General features: G+C 36.3%; 22 protein-coding genes and 1 pseudogene. 11 read left to right on the forward strand and 12 right to left on the reverse strand.

The features are described from left to right. Positions 1-24: 24 nt before the first annotated feature. Positions 25-846 carry a manganese catalase family protein gene (locus V2145_RS08665; RefSeq protein ID WP_210608009.1) on the reverse strand — a complete coding sequence of 274 codons (822 nt, stop codon included), beginning with the start codon at positions 844-846 and terminating at the stop codon, positions 25-27. Between the two features lie 223 nt (positions 847-1069). On the opposite strand from V2145_RS08665, the gene V2145_RS08670 reads away from it, so the two are divergent. From V2145_RS08670 to V2145_RS08685, 4 genes are all read left to right on the forward strand, one after another. Further along, positions 1070-1450, forward strand: coding sequence for a YidH family protein (locus V2145_RS08670; RefSeq protein WP_094912930.1), 381 nt, complete (start codon positions 1070-1072; stop codon positions 1448-1450). 95 nt (positions 1451-1545) lie between these two features. Next, positions 1546-1956, forward strand: a complete 411-nt coding sequence (locus V2145_RS08675; RefSeq protein WP_330987562.1) for a MarR family winged helix-turn-helix transcriptional regulator — start codon at positions 1546-1548, stop codon at positions 1954-1956. Next, on the forward strand, positions 1940-2284 hold the full coding sequence (locus tag V2145_RS08680) for a DUF3147 family protein (RefSeq protein WP_094912932.1): 345 nt from the start codon (positions 1940-1942) through the stop codon (positions 2282-2284). Before V2145_RS08675 ends, V2145_RS08680 begins: the two co-directional genes overlap by 17 nt. A 209-nt stretch (positions 2285-2493) precedes the next feature. Continuing rightward, a complete protein-coding gene (locus tag V2145_RS08685) occupies positions 2494-2652 on the forward strand; it encodes a hypothetical protein (RefSeq protein ID WP_179289291.1) in 159 nt (52 codons plus the stop codon). Positions 2653-2764: 112 nt separating this feature from the next. On the opposite strand, the gene V2145_RS08690 is transcribed toward V2145_RS08685, so the two are convergent. The 3 genes from V2145_RS08690 to V2145_RS08700 form a co-directional block, all read right to left on the reverse strand. Further along, the gene (locus tag V2145_RS08690) at positions 2765-3643 is read right to left on the reverse strand and encodes an SMI1/KNR4 family protein (protein ID WP_330987563.1); all 879 of its coding nucleotides are present in this window, start codon (positions 3641-3643) and stop codon (positions 2765-2767) included. Positions 3644-3776: 133 nt separating this feature from the next. Further along, complete coding sequence (locus V2145_RS08695) at positions 3777-4322, reverse strand: GNAT family N-acetyltransferase (protein WP_311858054.1); 546 nt, start codon at positions 4320-4322, stop codon at positions 3777-3779. Then, positions 4294-4689: a YunG family protein gene (locus V2145_RS08700; protein ID WP_094912935.1), complete on the reverse strand. Its 396-nt coding sequence runs from the start codon at positions 4687-4689 to the stop codon at positions 4294-4296. Before V2145_RS08700 ends, V2145_RS08695 begins: the two co-directional genes overlap by 29 nt. A 383-nt stretch (positions 4690-5072) precedes the next feature. Here V2145_RS08700 and V2145_RS08705 point away from each other — a divergent pair, with 383 nt between their 5' ends. From V2145_RS08705 to V2145_RS08720, 4 genes are all read left to right on the forward strand, one after another. Continuing rightward, entirely contained in the window at positions 5073-6575 is a 1503-nt protein-coding gene (locus tag V2145_RS08705) for a malate:quinone oxidoreductase (protein WP_330987564.1), read from the forward strand. 233 nt (positions 6576-6808) lie between these two features. Further along, a complete protein-coding gene (locus V2145_RS08710) occupies positions 6809-7072 on the forward strand; it encodes a hypothetical protein (protein ID WP_094912937.1) in 264 nt (87 codons plus the stop codon). A 352-nt stretch (positions 7073-7424) separates the two neighbouring features. Then, positions 7425-8039 (forward strand): DedA family protein, encoded by a 615-nt coding sequence (locus V2145_RS08715; protein WP_131887687.1) that lies wholly within the window; start codon positions 7425-7427, stop codon positions 8037-8039. Between the two features lie 77 nt (positions 8040-8116). Next, a complete protein-coding gene (locus V2145_RS08720; RefSeq protein WP_210608020.1) occupies positions 8117-8377 on the forward strand; it encodes a hypothetical protein in 261 nt (86 codons plus the stop codon). A gap of 192 nt (positions 8378-8569) precedes the next feature. Here the strand turns inward: V2145_RS08720 and V2145_RS08725 are convergent, their stop codons facing one another. From V2145_RS08725 to V2145_RS08735, 3 genes are all read right to left on the reverse strand, one after another. Beyond that, a complete protein-coding gene (locus V2145_RS08725) occupies positions 8570-8896 on the reverse strand; it encodes an antibiotic biosynthesis monooxygenase family protein (protein WP_330987565.1) in 327 nt (108 codons plus the stop codon). A 50-nt stretch (positions 8897-8946) separates the two neighbouring features. Then, positions 8947-10131 carry a hypothetical protein gene (locus V2145_RS08730; protein WP_330987566.1) on the reverse strand — a complete coding sequence of 395 codons (1185 nt, stop codon included), beginning with the start codon at positions 10129-10131 and terminating at the stop codon, positions 8947-8949. A 130-nt stretch (positions 10132-10261) separates the two neighbouring features. Beyond that, entirely contained in the window at positions 10262-10840 is a 579-nt protein-coding gene (locus V2145_RS08735; RefSeq protein WP_330987567.1) for an undecaprenyl-diphosphatase, read from the reverse strand. A 354-nt stretch (positions 10841-11194) separates the two neighbouring features. Between V2145_RS08735 and V2145_RS08740 the strand changes: the two genes are divergently transcribed. Next, positions 11195-11398 carry a cold-shock protein gene (locus V2145_RS08740; protein WP_131887682.1) on the forward strand — a complete coding sequence of 68 codons (204 nt, stop codon included), beginning with the start codon at positions 11195-11197 and terminating at the stop codon, positions 11396-11398. A gap of 96 nt (positions 11399-11494) precedes the next feature. Beyond that, on the forward strand, positions 11495-11665 hold the full coding sequence (locus tag V2145_RS08745) for a hypothetical protein (protein ID WP_165932551.1): 171 nt from the start codon (positions 11495-11497) through the stop codon (positions 11663-11665). A gap of 75 nt (positions 11666-11740) precedes the next feature. Here the strand turns inward: V2145_RS08745 and V2145_RS08750 are convergent. Next, positions 11741-11887 (reverse strand): annotated as a pseudogene (locus tag V2145_RS08750) (immunity protein Imm33 domain-containing protein); the annotation flags it as partial. 2 nt (positions 11888-11889) lie between these two features. After that, complete coding sequence (locus V2145_RS08755) at positions 11890-13362, reverse strand: serine hydrolase (RefSeq protein WP_330987568.1); 1473 nt, start codon at positions 13360-13362, stop codon at positions 11890-11892. A gap of 606 nt (positions 13363-13968) precedes the next feature. Between V2145_RS08755 and V2145_RS08760 the strand changes: the two genes are divergently transcribed. Then, on the forward strand, positions 13969-14163 hold the full coding sequence (locus V2145_RS08760) for a hypothetical protein (RefSeq protein ID WP_330987569.1): 195 nt from the start codon (positions 13969-13971) through the stop codon (positions 14161-14163). A gap of 369 nt (positions 14164-14532) precedes the next feature. Here V2145_RS08760 and V2145_RS08765 read toward each other — a convergent pair whose 3' ends face one another. The 3 genes from V2145_RS08765 to V2145_RS08775 form a co-directional block, all read right to left on the reverse strand. Then, positions 14533-14790, reverse strand: coding sequence for a hypothetical protein (locus V2145_RS08765; RefSeq protein WP_330987570.1), 258 nt, complete (start codon positions 14788-14790; stop codon positions 14533-14535). A 126-nt stretch (positions 14791-14916) separates the two neighbouring features. Then, entirely contained in the window at positions 14917-16089 is a 1173-nt protein-coding gene (locus tag V2145_RS08770) for a DUF418 domain-containing protein (RefSeq protein ID WP_330987571.1), read from the reverse strand. Between the two features lie 176 nt (positions 16090-16265). Beyond that, the gene (locus tag V2145_RS08775) at positions 16266-17087 is read right to left on the reverse strand and encodes a MerR family transcriptional regulator (protein WP_330987572.1); all 822 of its coding nucleotides are present in this window, start codon (positions 17085-17087) and stop codon (positions 16266-16268) included. Positions 17088-17267: the final 180 nt, after the last annotated feature.

Raw genomic sequence — 17267 nt, forward strand, 5'->3', positions numbered from 1 at the left:
GGGTTTGTCCCAGCCTCTTTTAATTTATTTTGTTTTCGGTGTTCCGTGAATATAACCAGGAGCTGGATTAAGCACTGGAGATTGACCAGTTGCTTTAGGATCTTCAACATAAGTGAACTCTCCTTGGCCATCAATGGAAGGTCCGCTTGCCCATCTGCCTTCTTTACTTTCTGTTCCTTTAGAAAAATCCAAGAATTGGTGAGATACTTCTTGCTTTTCATATTCTTTATTAAAGGTAGAAGGAACAACAAATCCTTCTTTTGCTTGCAGCTCTTCAATAGCTGCCGCCCATTGGTTTTGATGCATGGTGTCTCGAGCAATTAAGAAAGAAAGCATGTCTCTAACTCCCGGGTCGTCTGTCATTTCATAAAGACGAACGACCTGAAGTCTTCCTTGTGTTTCTGCGTTAAGGTTTGCTCTAAAATCTGCTAATAAGTTTCCGCTAGAAATGGTATAGCGAGCAGTCCAAGGATAACCAGTGCTATCGTTCGGGCTCGCTCCTAAACCATTTACAATTGCATGCTGCGGGTTCATTCCACCCATAATACTCTTAATAACAGGGTCTTGAGCTGCTTGTTCTTGCTCTTCTACTGGTGCTTTGTCCAATAACTGTGCAATCATCGTTGCCAGCATTTCAACATGACCAATTTCTTCTGTGCCGATATCTAGAAGCATGTCTCTATACTTTTGTTCTCCTCGACAATTCCAACCTTGGAATAAGTATTGCATCATAACAGAAATTTCTCCGTACTGTCCACCTAATACTTCTTGGAGCTTTTTTGCATAAACGGGATCTGGTTGAGTAGGTTTTGCTTTATATTGAAGTTCTTTTATGTGGAAAAACATCATATCACTCCTTATCTGATAAGTACACTATGTTAAGATGTACAAACAAGTAATGAATATACATATTTTGTAGAAAAAGGAATAGATGAAATCTATACCTTGAATGAAACATAGTAATAATTTATCTGTTGACCAATATACCCTTATGGGTATAAAATGAATTTATTCCACACATCCAAGAAAAGCTAAAGCTACTAGGACAATCAAAAGGAGGAGGGATGAGATGAATAATCAAGATATAAAAGCTAAAGAAACAACGAAAGATTCAAAGTATATTCAGCAGCATCTCGCCAATGAGCGTACGTTTCTAGCTTGGATCCGAACGGCTATTTCAATTATTGGTGTAGGATTTTTAGTAACGAATCTACACTTTACAATGAGATCAACGTTATCACCACTAGGTAATCAACTGGCAACTTTAATTGGCCTAGTATCTGTAGCTGTAGGGATTGTTACAATCATTTTATCTGCAGCTGTATATGTTAAAAAAATTAAAGATATCAATAATCAAACATTTCGTCCTCCCGTCATCAGTATGATACTTCTTGGAGTATTTATTATTATCATTTCACTTATATTTGGTGCCTATTTCTTTATCATTTAAGAGCTTTCACATTGGAGTGAAGGTTCATTTTTTATTGTTTTATATCGTATTAACAGATATAATCTTATTATGCGATATAAAGGTGGGTATCAGACATGGAAAAGCTAAATGAACACTTCACGTCAATTTATTATTATTTACGACCTGAGCACGATGAAAAGATATCACATCAAAGCGTCCGCATTTTACAAACGCTTGAAAAAGAAGGAGCATTAACTGTGAGAAACATTGCAGAGAGATTTTCAATTTCTCATAATACAGCTTCTGAACACATCAAGAAGCTGGAGAAAAATAACTGGGTTTCTAAGACGAGGTCATCAATAGATCAGCGAGTTGTTACTATTCAGCTAACGAAAGAAGGAGAAGAAGTTATGCGTTTAAATACGCAGTTAGACAGTGGGAAGCTAGAGCATGTAATTAATCAACTCACTTCTGCTGAGCAAGAAAAGGTAATGCATGTGTTTCAACGACTAAGCGAGGTAGCTAAAGATGTATACGGCCGTTAAAATCTTAACTTCTGCGCTAATCATAGGACTTATCACCGAACTTGCTAGGAGGTTTCCTCTGTACGGTGGCATTCTAGCTGCGCTTCCGCTAGTCAGCTTGCTAAGCGTAGTTTGGTTAACTGTTCAAGGGCAATCATCCGCTCAGCTTCAGCAGTTTATATGGGGGGTTATTATTGGCTTGCCTGCGACTATCGTCATGCTTGTTGGTGTCTTCATCGCATTGAAGCATCAACTTCCGCTTATAGCTGCTTTAGCCATAGGTATCATGTGCTGGCTAGTATGTTTAAGTTTACAAAAGGGAATTGAGTTACTTATCACAGTAAGATGATATGGTTCAATTGAATCATACTGTACAAGAGATACTTATGCTAAAATTGTAAAATGATAAATAATAAGCCAATCCTAGGAAGTTTCCCCATTTAAATAATGGTTGGAATTTTACTTCTTAGCATAACGTTTTTTTAAAATTACGGGTTTACTATTTGGTATCAGCGCAAAAAACGTTGAGTTAGACTGACGAAAAGCGGAGGAAAAAAGATGAAAGATATTATCGCAGAATTAGAGAGAATGAAAAAAGATATTTCGGAGCGGTTTGATAGTTTAAAAACAGATATTGAGCAGGATTTAGGCGAAATTGATGAACAGATAGAGTCATTGGAGAAGCTGCAAACATCACCTGATAAACAAAGCGAATAACATATACATAATAAGTAAGCGAGTATAGTTGAAATTAAACACAAAAAGGATGCTATTTTTTAGCGTCCTTTTTGTGTTTTAATAGTACTTGCTTGTAAGAAAGTGAAGATGGTTATCCCTCATCTTCAAAAATAATCATCACGCCAACAATTTCTTTTAGGCGATTATATTTTACTTTTACTTCGTACATTCCGTCACCATAACCAGATGTTGAGACTGCGCCGTTTGAAACTGCTATTCCTTGCACACCTGAAGCGTCTATATCCTCTACGTAATTTACTTCATTACTGATCAACGATGCATAGTCAAAAATTCCAGCTTGAGCAGAGTCAACACCAATTAACTTGTCAAAAAGAGCCCATTTTCCAGCTGGCTTCTTTTCTCCGTGATATACCGTTAAATGTTTGACAACTTCTTCTGCTGTATATGATAGTGCAGCCGTCCATTTTCCGTTTTTTACATTGGTCAGCTTGATTTGAAGTTCCCGTTCTTCATTCGGCATATAAGATGGATCAGAAACAATTAACTTTCCACTAGTTACTGTAAAGTTCCCAAGTACTTTGGGCTTCTTAGTATACGCTTTAGGCACATGCCAATCGATAAAAGTAAATAAATTTAATGATTTACAGTCCACTTTTGTTGTTTTAGCGTACCAAACATAGATCTGTTCCTGCATGAATTTTTTCCTAACACGGTAACATAATTTATCTCCATCTGAGTTTTTACCAATACAAATCATATTGCTGGGTAGGTGTTCAGGTCTTTTTACAGTGTTGTGTTTTACGATGTTAGATGAAACTGCTAGCTGTTCATCGCTTGGAAGAGAAAATAGCACCCAATTACCAAATGTTGCGCCATTCGTTTCTAGAAAAAGCTCTTTATATTCATCTGGGAATAAAGCGCCTAATTCTTTTTCTATTCTTTTCAATTGGAGCTTTGACACTCCGGAAACCTTTGTGCTTGAATCAATCATATCAATTACTTTTTTCATTTGTCCTCCACTAATAGCTACCAATTGATAAGTTTTTATTTTAACTTTAATAAGCATTTATTTCGATAACTGTTAGAAAAATCCTTTATGTTGTGAGTAGGCTAGGCATAATTAATTTAATAGTAACTGTAATCTATAACAGCGAACCAGCAAATTCTCGGTCTAGTATACTCATGATAATGTCCGTTTCGTATACGCCGTTGATGAGCGCACCTTCACGCTCAACGCCCTCTTGCACAAAGCCGCACTTTTGATAGCACGCAATAGCACGCTTATTAAAAGCGAGTACGCGTAAATCAATGCGGTGCAGCTTCAGTTCGTGAAAAGCGTACTGTAAGATAAGGCGCGTAATTTCAGTGCCGAGACCTTGATTCCAAACGGACGGATCAAATAACCCAACCGCGTAGCGGGCACGGTTGTCGTGTTCATTCATCACAAGTCTGGCTTGACCAACGAAGCGGCCGTTATGTTCTACACACCATTCAAGTTTGTTTTTACGAATAGCTTCGACAAATTTTAATGCACGCTCTCTTGTTTTGGGCTGAATATCGGATGAGGTACCGCCATACATACGGACAAGCTCTGGATGTGTTTCTATTTGAAGATAATCATCAACGTCACGATCAATGGGTTGACGAAGCATTACTTTGTCACCTTGGATAATAGGAGCACGATTCACTTACTTCACCCCATTTATGTAGAAGGTTTATTTTAACTTGTTCTTTCAAGTAGACATACTGTTGGGCATTTGTATCTTGAAAAGCTTCACTGCGACTTGAAGGAATATGCTGATACGATATAGGTTGATTAAACTGCGAAGCGGTTAGGTCATAGTATTCATCATTAATCCGATTGTAGAAGTGCCAACCTTCAGCAGCGGGTGTTTTTACAAGATCTCCTCCAAGCAAGTCGTGGATTACTAAAGATGTGACCCCACACTGACCTTTGGCTGGATTTTCTTTCGTCCATTTTGAGCTAGAGTGGAGCGACCATGCCCTTGTGAATACGCTAAATAGGGAGGCGATATCAATATTTAATTCACTCATGCAAAACCTCCAGTGTTAATATTTTCTATATTCTACCTGATTATGTAGAAGATTGCTAGATAACGACAAAATTCAATGAACAAAATGCACAAAATGCACATAAAAGACGTTTTACTTCTTAAAATGTTTGGAAAAAGATGCTACAGTTGTAGTATGATATTATTATCAACACTCTATTTAAAAGTGATTTTGGTGTTTTAGATGCGAAATTTTTTTACTTTTTCATCACTTTTGAATAGTTTCTAATCATCATACAATTAGACTGTGATATAGTTATAGTAGTGGCAAAAAAGATAGGTTCCAACATCACGTCTCAGCATAGCTAATTAAAAAAGGGAACATCTACATCTTTTTTGAAAATTTAGGGGATGGGGAAGGTTATCATGAGCAACGTACAGACAAAAACAGACGTTATCTTAATAGGCGCCGGTATTATGAGCGCGACTTTAGGCTCGTTACTCAAAGAGCTGGCACCTGAGTGGAAAATTAAAGTATTTGAGTCACTGACAGACGCGGGAGAAGAAAGTTCAAACGAATGGAATAATGCAGGAACGGGGCACTCTGCATTATGTGAGCTTAACTATACATCTGAAAAAGCAGATGGATCTATCGACATTACGAAGGCAGTAAAGATTAACGAACAGTTTCAGCTATCAAGGCAGTTCTGGTCTTATCTTGTAAACAGCAACTTAATTGGTAATCCTAAAGACTTTATCATGCCGATTCCGCATATGAGTCTGGTGCAAGGGGATCAAAACGTTTCCTTTCTGAAAAAGCGTTTTGAAGCGCTTTCAAAGAATCCGTTATTTAAAGGAATGGAGTTTTCAGATGACCCAAACAAGTTAAAAGAATGGGTCCCACTTATTATGAATGGTCGTAAGGTAACTGAACCAATTGCGGCAACTAAAATTGATGAAGGGACAGACGTCAATTTTGGTTCTTTAACGCGCATGCTATTTGACCATTTGAAAACCAAAAATGTAGAGCTTAACTATCGACACAGCGTGAAAAACATTAAACGTACAAGTGATGGACTTTGGGAGCTTAAAGTTCAAAACTTAAACACGGGCATAACTGAATACCATCAAGCTAAGTTTGTCTTTATTGGAGCTGGTGGAGGAAGCTTACCGCTTTTACAAAAAACAGGTATTCCTGAGTCAAAGCGTATCGGTGGATTCCCAGTAAGTGGACTCTTCATGGTCTGTAACAACCCGGAGGTTATCGAGCAGCATCATGGCAAAGTGTATGGAAAAGCAAAAGTGGGTGCACCACCAATGTCAGTACCTCACTTAGATACGCGCTATATTGGAAACAAAAAAGCGCTGCTGTTTGGACCATTTGCCGGGTTCTCACCGAAATTCTTAAAAACAGGTTCAAATTTAGATCTTATTGGCTCAGTGAAGCCAAACAATATTTTAACAATGCTTGCTGCTGGGGTTAAAGAAATGGCCCTTACAAAATACTTAATTCAACAAGTTATGCTGTCTAATGAAAAGCGTGTGGAAGAGCTGCGTGAATTTATTCCAAATGCAAAAGGAGAAGACTGGGATATTGTTGTAGCTGGTCAGCGCGTACAGGTTATTAAAGATACGGAAGCTGGCGGAAGAGGAACGCTGCAATTTGGTACAGAAGTTGTAAGTTCTTCAGACGGAACCGTAGCCGCACTTTTAGGTGCCTCACCTGGAGCCTCAACTGCTGTTCACGTCATGCTTGAAGTGTTAGAAAAATGCTTCCCAGAGCAAATGAATGCTTGGGAGCCAAAAATCAAAGAAATGATTCCATCATACGGCATGTCGCTTTCTGACAATCCAGCGTTTTTCGAGAAGATTTACGCATCAACTTCACATGCGCTTGGCTTAAGCGAGAAGGAATCAGTTTATAATTGAGAGAATACTATAGTTAGAAGAGAACCCATTACCTTATGCAGGTAATGGGTTTTTTTATAAAGAAAAGCGATAAACTTTTCTTTTCGTGATTATTTATTGAGATAATAAGTATTTTGGTTTATAATGGAATTAACTATTAAAAGATTGAATTTTCTGAAATATAAAAGTGGTTACAAAGTTAATCTCAACAATGAAAGCTTGAAAACAAACTAACATTTTGAGGAGGGGCTTTTATGGAATGGAAGTATTGGAAAGTCGTATTACGCTATGGTCATGTAGGAAAGCGCAAAGATGTGACGGTTGCACGCTATCTCGTAACGCCCTCTCATTATAATTTAGTCATGGTAATGGACATTGGAAAAGAAATGCCGGGGGTGAAAAGTGAGGGAGTTGTTCGATTAACAGAAGTCGGGTTAGAAGAATACCTGACTGGGAAACGAGAAGAAACGGAAAACTTTTATTTGCAGCAGCTTTTCAATTATGAGCTGAGAGCATAGGAGAAACGTTCATTAAGAAACACCGCTTAATTCATTTCTTCTACTACCTTCATCTTCTACTATTCAAGCTGAATTGTTAACTGTTCCACCACTAGCCTTCAACGAAAACGGTATTCATTGTGTTCTAACATAGAAACCAACATAGCTGAAAGATAGTAAAAGAGAGCTGATGGCTTATAGAAATAGCCAGCGGTTCTTTTTTGTATGTCCTTATATTGAAGTGCTAACTCCCTTAACAATTAAACGTTGACTAAGACCTAAGACGTAGTTGAAATTGATGCTGGGGCTGCTGTTTCAACATTGAATTCTTCTCTATACTTAGTACATACAAAACATAGTTGGAGAAGATCGTATGACTGAAATTATATTAAATTTTGTAGAAGAGTGGGGGATTTGGGGTGTACTCCTTTCTTTGTTTATTGAAGGAAGCGCGTTTCCCTTTATTGGAACATTCTTTATCGTAACGGTAGGCTTTATTTTAGATTTGTCTTGGTTTGAAATCGTTGTGATTTCTCTGTTAGGCAGCTTCTTATATGCCGTAGGTAGTTATCTTCCTTATTTTATTGGATACAAACTAGGAGATTCATTGGAGAACAGATTAAGCCCTGCGAAAAGGGAAGGGTTAAAAAAAGCGAAAGCTCATTTTAGCAAATATGGCATTTGGAGCGTCATGATTTCAAGCCCTCTTCATCTAGGGAATGTTGTTCCTTTCCTAGCGGGCGCTTCCAACATGAATCTTCGATTGTATACATTACTAACCATGGCCGGAATTGCTCCGACAACCTTTCTGTTTTTAAGTATAGGTCATTTTTATGATGGCGATACGGAAACTGTAATTAAAATCATTACAGATTACCAATCCGTACTGCTTATTGGCTTTGTAATTATCACTGCTTTATATATCGGTTGGAAAACATATAAGTTACGTGGAGAACGAAAAGTAGCTGTAAATAAGATAAACAATTAGAAAGCAAAAAGACCTCTATTAACCACCATCCACTTTCTGTTAAAATAGTAACTATATAGAAGGAAGGGTGGGTTGATATGACTGTAACTCGTATGTTTAATCCAGTTCTTGCTTTAATCATTTTTGGAGCGGGGATATGGATGGCAAGTATAATTCATCCATTGTTTGGATTAATAGCAATCTTAGGAGGAGCACTATTAGGCTTCTCTAGCTTATCGCGAAGCGGAATCACACTAAAGAAAAACGCCAATGTTTTACTTTTTGCATCCTTCGTTTTTTTAGTAAGCTTATTTTCAATAACTTACTTGGTTGCATCGGCAGTTATCTTGAATGTCTGAAAAAGTTTTAAGTCTGGTAGCAACTTTTAAAAATATACGCTAAACAATTTCCTGAAGGTATAGAGCTCTTCAAAACTATATATAAATTCTTGTAATAGCTTAAAAACCTCCTGTTACTTTGTTAGGAGGTTTCTTTTCATACACCTTAGTCGATATAACGAGCTTTTTATTAATACTAATCGAAATAGTTAATTACATCTCAGAAAAACTATGTCTCTCAACTTTGCAAACTCTAAAAGAAAAATTTTTATACCATTCTGTTTTGCCTTTATTTTGCGCTATTCTATGATATGAATTTTCTTTCCAAGCTTTTATTGACTCTAAAGAATCCCAATATGAAACTGTAATCCCTAAGTCTTTATCTCTGGCGCTTTCTATTCCTAAAAAACCTTTTTGGTTAGAAGCAAGTTCTACCATTTTATCCGCCATTACTCCATATCCCTTGTCTCCTTCGGTTCTCTGTGAAGCAAAAATCACTGCAAAATAAGGAGGTTCAGGGGTTTTTGCAATGCCAACCATATGTTATTCCTCCTTGAATAGTAAAATTAAATCTATCTTAGTTTTACTTTTTAACTAAACAATTCTTCCAAGAAAAAGTGATATTTATCTGGAAGTTTGTCACTTTTCCTCATTAATTCGGCTCGGTATCCTGATCGGCCTGATATCACAATTTCATCTTTTTTGATCGCAATCTTGTATAAGCTTGCTCCTGCGTAGAATGTAAGTAAGTTATCGATAAAGATTTCAGCGACTTGGTTCGTTTGTAAGTCAGTAACTCTTAAATGAAATGCGGTTTTGGTTACGTGGTCCTTTGGTATATGGTAAACAACTTCAGCTTTGTATCTTTTATTCTCTCTTTGAAAATAAGTAAGTTCTTGGTTTAAGCCGTTTTTTTCGACTTGGGAGATGACGCTTTTTATTTTATCTCTATCTAAATGATCAACTTCTGCAAGCAGTAATAAACCTTCTGAAATGCTTTGGAGCAGCATTTTTTCCTGCTTCGTATCTGTGGCTTTATTAAAGCGATCTAAGTCAATGCTTCCGTAAGTCATCTTGTACCAAGGCTCCAAAGCAAGTTCCTGCTTAGCTTCTAATAAGCTTCCTGCGATATGGATATGTATGTGGCTGTATGAAGGTAAGTATACTCCAGCAGAACGCAGTAAATTAGAGAAGAGTTCAGAATAGCGATAGCTGAGATCTTTAAATAAATCATAGGGATCATTCACTGTAAAACCCTCAATTAACTTATCGAGCGGTCTTTTGGTAAGTTTGTCTTGTTCCATTATACAGTCGATACGCTTGGCATAATTACACTTTTTGGTGAACTCTAAGTTGGCCTCATACTCGCTTAACTCTTTCTGAGAAGAAGGAGCATGTATCTTTAGCTGTTCGTACTGAGATAATAGCCTTTCTTTGTCATAGTAACATTCTTTTTTAACGTTTATTTCTTCAGCTTTATGAATGGTTTTTTCTATCGCTAATAGACTAGCGGTAAAATCCTCCAGGTTCAGTTTTTGATCATTTTTAAACTCCTGCACGATTTCCATCTCTGCCATGCTTCCATAGAGTAAGCGTAATTTTAACGTTTTTTTAGTACGTGGTATTTTTGAAACAAAGTGAATGTAGATGCATTCAAACGCATCGCCATGAAACGTCCCGATTAAATGTTGGTTTAGAAATACCTCAAGCACTTCTAGTGTAGGGTTACTCGTTTGCTTTGTCTTAAAATTTTTATATTCCAGTAAAAACCTCATGAATTCACTCCTTTTTATAGGCGAATATTTGTTCTTATATTAATTTTACTAGGAAAAAGAAAAAAAGGGAATTTTTATTTTAAGTGAGGGACCAATATAATTTGTGAGTTTTAAGCTAAAGAAAACTTAGTTAATAATTAGCTGTGTCCGGATTCTTTTTCTTTCGAATGAGAAAAGAATAAATTGAAATAAGTAATTCTGCAAGTGGATTTAACCACTTAGTTATCTTATTGACTAGAATAGCAACAAAGGTAGCCACTACTATACTTCCTAATACGTCCCCAGGATAATGATGTCCTACCCAAATACGTGAAAAGCCTGTTAATAAGGCCATGAACAGCATAACTAGTCCCACTTTACGATGACGCATCCATATGAACATTGCGATGGCAAAAGCTCCCGTTGTATGATCACTTGGAAACGATGCGTCTGCAGCATGTGGGATTAAAGTGTTAACATCATGAGAGACAAAAGGACGTGGCTCATAATAAATGAAGGCAATTAGGTAGTTGACAAACAAAGCAATAATACCAGTGAACCCTGCATAAAAAGCACTCTTTTTATAATAATCATCTCTAAATACCCAAAAAAGTAAAAGTGCAAGGCCAAACATGTAGATAGCATTGTTTGTCCAAAAAATCATAAACTTGTCTAATAAATCAAGACGTCCTGCCATTCCGTGAATGGACTTGAAAAGTTCGTAATTCAATTAAATAACCTCTCTGTTTTAAAAAACAAATTAAGAAGAATTCCTAAAAAATATCATCATATCAACGGTTTATGAAAAAATAGTGAAAGTACAATTAAAAGTTAACCTTGAGAGAGTTAAGAATAGCCATTTTAATACCACTTAGAATGTAAGACTTATCCTAAATAAAACTTATTTTCCATTCGTGTATTTGCTATCGTGAGCTTTATATGGTACGATTAACTTAATTATTTTTGTTCGGTATAGAATCAAGAGAAAAGAAATCTGTTCTATCGAAATTTCAATCTTAAGATAGTATGGTTGGACAAGGGTAGTAATACATATGTGGAGTATTCCACAGCAGGAGGCAATACTATGGAACAAGGTACAGTAAAATGGTTTAATGCAGAAAAAGGTTTCGGCTTTATCGAAGTTGAAGGCGGCGAAGATGTATTCGTACATTTCAGCTCAATTCAAGGCGAAGGCTTCAAATCTTTAGACGAAGGTCAAAAAGTAACGTTTGACATCGAACAAGGTCCACGTGGCGCACAAGCTGCTAACGTTCACAAAGTAGCATAATTAAATTAAGTAAAAAAGACTCCACCTCGGAGTCTTTTTTACTTATGAATTCAAATAAAAAACTTTATGATTTTAATCGAAGAAAGGGGAACGGTTATGGCTGAGAAAATGTTTAAGGATGGAGAAACCGTAAGCATAAAAGCATCAAACGAATCCGTGACAATTTTAAAAGGGCAGTATGTGAAAAACATGAAAAGATACTCTTATATCGTGGATAAATATCCAAGTACTTTTTTCTTTGAAGAAGAGTTAATAAAACAGAAATAAAAGCGGGTTATATAAGGCTTAACCTAGACAATAACGACAGCAAAAAAGGAGCGTAAATCGCTCCTTTTCAATTGTTTAAATAGTGTCATCGATTTTGTAAAAACGGCCTTCATCATTTCTTTTATATGCGCTCAATATAGACCAACCTGAGTTACCCTCAGGATGTGATTCATTTCTAAGCATAAAGTTAAACTCCTGTTTTTCTAGTACATCATCACTTAATTTTATGACGCTGTATCTCTATCTTCGAGTTTAGTAAATACAATCGGTTTTGCACTTAGCATTGGTGATAAGTTTAATTTTAACTGGGATAGCTTTCCTTCGGTTTCCATTTCATATGCAATTAATAAATTCATTTCTGAATAGGAAATATCCCACTTTACGGTGAACATATTGTAATGATGATGTTTCATCTCCATATGAAGGGATCCCCATTTTAAATGTAAAAGGTTATTTTGTATATCAACTTCAATTTCCCCATATGCAGGGTGCTCAAATACTCCCGTATACTCTTTTAATTCATGTGTAGGGCTTGTTTCTTTTACTTGTGGAAAAGGTTTATCTAACTCTTTCATTATTTCTTTAAACTTAGCTGTATCTTCCGCAGATCTTTGATGCCAGTCAATTGGATTTAGCTCCAGAATCTCATCATAAATTTGATTTGCAAGGTAAGTTGGGAGTAGAGTCGTTCCAGCGTTTGTCAGAATAACAAGGCCGATATTTTCTTCTGGTATAAAAGAGATGAGCGCTGAAAATCCATCAATGTTCCCACCGTGATGAATGACTTTGTAACCGCGATATGCACTAATAAACCACCCAAGTCCGTAGCAAGTGAGCGTTGTTTCTGATGTAGATAGCAGCGGATCATCAGGAATTGGAATATGCGGTTCATACATTTGCTGCAGTAAATTTGGTGTAATAAGTTCATGCTCCCCAGCTTTCCCTTGATTTAAATGAAATAAAATCCACTTAGCCATATCTTCTATCGTTGAGTTTATGCATCCCGCAGCACCAACTGTATCAATGTTACGCAGCGGAATTTTAACGATTTCTTTATCTTTTTCAATGTATGGAAGTGCGTGGTTATCGTTTTCTTGTGAAGTAGTAACTGAGAAATTTGTATTTTCCATATGAAGAGGTTGCAAAATATGCTCACTTACATACTTCTCCCATGTTTGGTTCGTGATTTTTTCTACCATATAGCTCATAGTTACATACATTAAATTATTATATAGAAAAGATGTGCGAAATGGTGCATCAAGCTCTAAGTGCTTAATTTTCTCCATAATTTCTTTTCGCGTGAATGAAGATTGATACCATAATAACTCATGACGACTTACCCCAGAACGATGGGAAGCTAAATCACGAGCTGTAGTTTGTGAGCTTACAAGAGGGTCATGAAGTGAAAATGTCGGAAGATACGTTTGAATAGGCTCATCCCAGTCAAACTTTCGTTGTTGAGCAAGTAAACTTAGAGAAAGGGTACCAAAAGCTTTTGTAGATGAGCCAATTGCAAACAGCGTGCTCGGTGTAACGGGTTTTTTGTGTTCAACGTCACGGTATCCAAACCCTTCAGAAAGAACAATTTCTCCATCTTTTACGATTGCGACTGCTGCTCCTGGTACATTTAGCTCTTTCATCATTTCTTTTGTACAATTACGCAGGTGATCTGTAAGAGAGGACTTTATTTTTTGCATAAGGCTTTTTCTCCTTTACCATTTTTTTCTACAAATAGCTTACTTCGAGGTAAGAAAGGAGAATACCTTCTTGTTAACAAAGATGTCATAATTTCTAATAATCTATTAAGCAGTAGATTAATGATTTCGATAGAAAAAAAGACAAGGCAAAACGATTTAATTGGTTTTATATTTCCGGTGCAAAAACTCACTTAGTATACCACCAGAAAGAAACTCTTCACTAGGCTCTTAGGAATTGAAGAAATAGAAATTTCATTTGCTCCAACAAAAAAGCACATTCAGCATTCCAAATACAAAATATCCTCCTGTTATACTAACATTTAGAGAACAATAAACTTATTAGTTATTAATTGACTTCCACAAATGTTCTACGTTACTATTGAAGAAACTTAATACTCCAAAGGGGAGTAGCTGTACAACACAGTCGTCATTACGAAACAGTGAGTTTCCGGCTTTGTTGGCAATCTTAATTGTTAGCAAGACCTTTGCCTACGCTTTTAGTTAGGTAAAGTGTGTCTTTATAAATTAAACGCTTTTATCTACTAAAGAGATAAAAGCGTTTTTTTATTTTTATCGATTAAAAATGAGTATGAGGAGTGACTATTTATGTTTAAGAAGCTGTTTAATTCATTAACGAATAATAAGCATTACAGCAGCAGTGATTATAAGAGAAGAAAGTCGAAATCTTTTAAGAGCTACAGTAGTAGTGACGACTATAGAAGAAGTCATGATCGTCACGACAGTTATGGTCACCACCACTATAAAAGAAAACGGAAGAGTGGTAGTTTCTTTAGTAGCTGAGTAAAACAGTGGGTACTAATAAGTAGTATAAAAATAATGCTAAAAAACAAAAAGGAGAAGTCTTTTTTATAGAAGGCTTCTCTTTTTTTATGGTGGATAGTAGGAGGGATGAACCACTGATTTCTACGCTGCCAGCTATATATGTTTTGTTAAATACGTAAATAGCGTTCGGAAATGTTGATTTAACTGAAGTTGTAGAAGACGGTAAATTAAGAGCAGTTCGATTAGATGATGGTTTAGAAGAGTTGTTTTTGATATTAGCTCTGTTAGTCTTTACTATTGATTATTAGATAAGAATTAAGGAGACCCTAATAAATTGAGTTTTCTTCATTCTTTAATTAGCTAACGCCCTGTTTAAGATGAATCAGTTTAATCCTTCTTACGTTTCAGAATGACAATCTCAACGAATTCATTACATTTTTCCTCAGCTTCAGTTCTTAATTTGACTGTAAAAAGTAAAGGGTAATCAGAGTTTTTCATGCTGAAGGCATCAAACATTCTAACATCATCCTCAGAACAATACTTCAAAAAATGTCCACACCCCTTGTTCATTTTATATCCAATGGCTTCAATGAGATTATCATTTTCATCGTCATAATAGGTTATATGTAGTGAAACAGTTGACACTTAATGGACCACACATGTCTAATATGTGTGGTCCAATTTTATTACCTTCTTCAACTAAAGCGTTTGATTGTGGAGGATCGTCTTTTACCTTCAATCGTGATATTAAAATATTAAACAATTATGAAGTTAATGGGGCTTTTTTTTGAACATTGGCTTTTGCCCATATGTTGCCCAACGCCAAATGTATTCAACAGGTCCGTATTGAAAGCGTGTAACCCACCATTTACTTACAAGTATTTGAATGATGAAGAACCCAAATACTAAGACAAAGCCAACTGTATAAGAAATACTACCGTATAGCCCCAATCCGTAGCTATAAAAAATGAACGTCATGGCAATAGACTGAAGTAAATAATTACTCATCGATAGACGTCCCACATTAGCCAAAGGTTTTAATAGCTTTTGTCCAACTTGCGTTTGTGCCGACAATACGATTACCATCATGTAAAATAATGCGATGAATGCACCACTAAATTGCTCTTGTATGTTTATAAGGAATAGGTTATCGATATAAAAAGAAGAAGCTATTCTCGCGCCAAACCCCAAAAGAAGTCCAGTTATTAATAAACCAATCAATAAGCGTTTGTGCTTGTCTACATCAATAAGCCACCTTTGTTTTGCAAATGCAGCACCTAGTAGCATTAACCCTATTACACCAATTCCAAGTATAACAGCACTCATTTCGACGTTCATATATATCCAGTCTGTGGCACGCTGTTTTAGAATTTCTAAAATACTTCCATTTTTATAGGTTTGAATCGATGTCTGGATGGCTTTCGAATTTTCGCCGAAATGCTCTTGAGATTGCATTGGTGAAAAGGTTGTAAGTAAAACAGGAATACAGTAAATCGCGATCCCAATACGTAACAACATTTTTCCACTAAATTGATAAACCAAAATAAAGAAAAAACCTGTAATAGCATACGTAATTAAAATATCACCATTCCAAATAAGAAAGGCGTGTATACAGCCGATGACGAGTAAAATCGTCAATCGACGTGCAAAAAAAGTTGGGAAATAGATGCCTTTCATTTGTGATCGTTCTGCAATAATCATCGCTCCGTAGCCAAATAAAAAGGCAAACAGTGGATAAAAGTTTGATTGCGCAAACAAGTCAACGATTCCAGAGAAAAATTGATCCATCATACTCGGCCAATATGTAGATGAGTCTAAGTAAAGAAACGGGCTATGAAATGTAGGCATATTTACTAGCAAAATCCCAATTAATGCAAATCCTCGTAGAACGTCAATAGCAATTGTTCGGTTTTTTTCGGGTAAGGGAGTAAACAGTTGTGTCATTTTTGTACCTCCGGTAAAGTATTCGTCGTTGTGAAAACGACTAATCGTGAGTATAAAGTATGGAGTAACTCTAGAGTAAAGGGTTATTTTAGAAATAATTTTGGGCGAGGTTTTGAAACACTAAAAACGCCTATCTACAAGATAGACGTAACGTATGACATGCTTTAAAGAGGTTGCTAATTCACCTCAAACGATTTTACTTTCACACTAATTTTTGTAATATAATCTTTTTCCTCTTTTGCTACCATTGAGTGGAGTAAATATTCCTCATAAATATCACCATCTAGCTCGAAACACTCGTTTTCTAAATGTTTAAGTAAAGCAGAGTACGCTTTATAGATCTCATCATATGACCCTTGATGATAAATGATGGCGTAATGTCCTGCGGGCTTCTTCCTAGCTGAAGCATTATCTAAGCGACAAAATAAGTAGTTTAATCCTTCTACATCGCCCTTTAGAAATGCCTCTTTTGAATAAACAACTCCGTGTGCCGCGGTACTTTTTACACCAAGCGTTTTTAGGAAATGAGTGCAAGAATCGTATAACGCCTCCATGGATACAGACCAGTCAATTTTTTCTTCACTGTATACAACGGGTTCCTCTTGCAACTTTTTAATGATTACTTTCCCAAAACAAACGTCTTCCATCTCTTTGGTTAGTGTAACGACACGCTCAAGGAAAAATTGAATATCTTGTAGCTTTTGAATTTCAACAGCTACTCTGTCGCGTTGTTCAATCGCTAAGTGCTGTAATGCCTGTATATTAGGGGCCTCGAAATACGTCTTTAGTTCCTTAATGGGCAACTTAACTGTACGAAGCGATTGAATGGCAACAAATTGATCGAACTGCTCAAACGTGTAGTAGCGATAGCCATTTGGATGGGTGCCCGCAGGCTTAAATAAATCTATTTTATCGTAATAGAGCAACGTATCTTTATTAATTTCAAGTAATTTGGCAAATTCACCTGTGGAAAATGTTTTTTCTACGTTATTTTTCATATCTTTTCACTACTCCCTTTACTCTAGAGCAACTCCATACTTTACACTGTTCATTGTGAAGATAACATGTACCAATAAATTAGGCAAGAAGTCACGGTAAAAGGATACCACTTGTTCATTTATTATGACTTGAATGATGAGAGGAGTAGAATAGTACCACTTCATCTATTACCAACGATG

It is taken from the genome of Priestia sp. GS2 (assembly GCF_036409025.1).
Classification (GTDB): Bacteria; Bacillota; Bacilli; order Bacillales; family Bacillaceae_H; genus Priestia; species Priestia aryabhattai_A.